This window comes from Aestuariivirga sp., from assembly GCF_044238155.1.
In the GTDB taxonomy this organism is placed as follows: Bacteria; Pseudomonadota; Alphaproteobacteria; order Rhizobiales; family Aestuariivirgaceae; genus Aestuariivirga.
Map to the genome: position 1 here is coordinate 1 of NZ_JBIIDX010000244.1, position 2502 is coordinate 2502.

The following is a 2502-nucleotide window of genomic DNA, read 5'->3' on the forward strand; positions in this document are numbered from 1 at the left end:
CGACAGCTGCGGATAATTGCGCCGCACCGAGTCAACCAGCGCCGCCACCACCTCGGGCTCCACGCGGTTCGAGAGGTGGCGGGCGTCCGCGATGTCCTTGAAGCCGCGCCAGCGGTCGGAAATTTCCCTGTCCTTGGCCAGCGTGTTGGTGACCAGCGCGAACAGCTTGATGTTCTCACCAAAAGTCTTGGCCAGCGCCCCGGCGGCGGCCTTGCGCTTTGACTCGTCCGGGCTCTGCATCAGGGTGAGGGTGGGCTCCAGCGTCAGCGTCTCGCCCGCCACCTCGAAGCGAAGCCCGGCCATGGTCTCGTCGAACAGGCGGTTGAAGGCGGCAGCCGAGGTCTGGGATTTCTCGAGGAACAGTTCCTCAAGCTTGTCGTCGAGCTGGTAGGGCTTCTCCTTGCGGAGATTGTCGATCCACGGGCGGTAATGCGCCAGGGCCGGCTCCCGCATGGCGGCTTCGAGCGCTGCATCCTCGATGCGGTTCAACTCGAGTTCGAAGAACAGAAGAATAGCCGAAATATCGGTGAGCTTCGCCGACACATCGCCATAGAACTTGCCGCGCTGCGAATCCGTGGTGTCGCCCACATAATAGAGCTGGGCATAGGAGCCGGTGCGGCCCAAGAGATCGGAGATCGCCTCATAATCCTTGAGCGCCTGCGCGAGCCCGGCGCCATCAAGCCCCGCCAGCTTGCCGCGGTATTTCTCCGCGAAGGCTTTCGCCATCTCCTCGCCTTTGGCCATGTCGGCGGCGAAGGCGGGCGCGTTAGGTGCGGGGTAAAGATCGGCGAGATTCCATTCAGGGAGCGGTCCGAGGGTCTGGGCGGCAGCGACGGTCATGGGCATTCCTTGCATATGAGTAGTGTGGATATGGCCCAGCGCGGCGGCTTCGGCAACCGTCTGCGCCGCTGGCTTACCGCGATTTCATATCGAGTTACCTCAGCGCCCGCAGTGCATTGAGGATCACCGCCACGTCAATCGCCTCCTGCAGCAGGGCGCCCGCAACCACCGGCAGATAGCCCAGCGCCGCCGCAATCATGGCTGCCAGAGACAGGCCGAGACCGATGTAAACGCTCTCGAGTGCGATGGCCCGGGCGCGCCGGGCTGCCATGAGACCCTCGGCAAGGCGGGTCAGGTCATCGACCAGCAACACCGCATCAGCCGACTCGCTCGCAGCCGCCGAACCGGTTGCACCCATGGAGATTCCGACATCGGCGGCCGCCAGCGCGGGTGCATCATTGACACCATCGCCCACCATCAGCGTCACGCCTCTCTTGCGTTCAGCCAGCACAATCTCGACCTTTTCCTCCGGCCTCAGCCCGCCCTTGAGCAAGTCGAGCCCAAGATCGCGGCCGACACGGTCAACCACCGCCTGTTGATCGCCTGAGGCCAGGACGATGCGCCGGATACCGGCCTTGCGCAGCGCGGCAAGCGCGGCGGGTGTTTCCTGGCGCACCGCATCGGCAAGCAGCAGGTGACCCTCGAAACGGCCGCCGACGGCAACCGCCACCAGCGAGGTGCCCGCCGGTTGTGGCGGCCGCTCAATTTGCTGCTGCAACTCACGGGCAACGAAATCATGGCCACCAACGATGACCCGTACTGCATCCACCAACCCCGACAGGCCTTCACCCGCCGTTTCCTGGACGGCGGAGGGAAAGCTCAACTTGATGCCGCGCTCGCGTGCGGCGGATACGATGGACACTGCCGACACATGAGCTGACGCCTGCTCGAGCGAGGCGGCAAGCCGCAACACCTCCTGTTCAGAACAGTCGCCCGCTGCGAGATAGCCGGTAACCTCCGCCCGCCCCTTGGTGAGGGTTCCGGTCTTGTCGATCACCAGGGCTTCGGCCCGCGCCATCGTCTCCAGAACCGGGCCACCCTTCATCAGCACGCCCCGCCGCGCCGCCTTGCCCATTCCCGAGATGATCGCCACCGGAACCGCAAGGATGAGCGGACACGGCGTGGCGGAAACCAGCACCGCCAGCATGCGCAGGTGGTCCTTGGTGAGGAACCATGTGGCCCCCGCCAATGCAACTGTGAGGACCAGGAAGATCAGCGCATAGCGATCGGCAAGGCGCACCATCGGCGCCTTGGCAGCCTGGGCGGCCTGCACGAGCCGCACGATGCCGGCATAGGTGCTCTCGGCCGCCGGGCGCACGGCCCGCATGTCGAAGGCCGTATCAAGCGAACGCGCCCCGCTCTGAACGGCGCCGCCCTCTTCAAGCCTTACCGGAACCGACTCGCCGGTAAGCGCAGCCATGTCCAGTAGCGCTTTGCCGGAGGCAATTGACCCATCCACCGGCACGATGTCGCCCTGCCGGATCAACAACCGGTCGCCAGGACCAATGTCGTCAATCGCCACCTCGCGAAGATGACCATCTTCATAGCGCAGCGCCGTCTTCGGGACCCGCGACAGCAGAGCGCGCATGTCGGCGCGGGCACGGTTGGCGGCATAGTCCTCCAGCAGCCGCCCGCTGGCATACATCAGCGCCACGACAACCG

General features: G+C 65.2%; 2 protein-coding genes. Both read right to left on the reverse strand.

What is annotated here, in order from left to right:
- The coding region (locus ACILRN_RS16595; protein WP_395690069.1) for a M3 family oligoendopeptidase at window positions 1–846 on the reverse strand (846 nt) is incomplete at its 3' end.
- A gap of 88 nt (window positions 847–934) precedes the next feature.
- The coding region (locus ACILRN_RS16600) for a heavy metal translocating P-type ATPase (protein ID WP_395690070.1) at window positions 935–2502 on the reverse strand (1568 nt) is incomplete at its 5' end.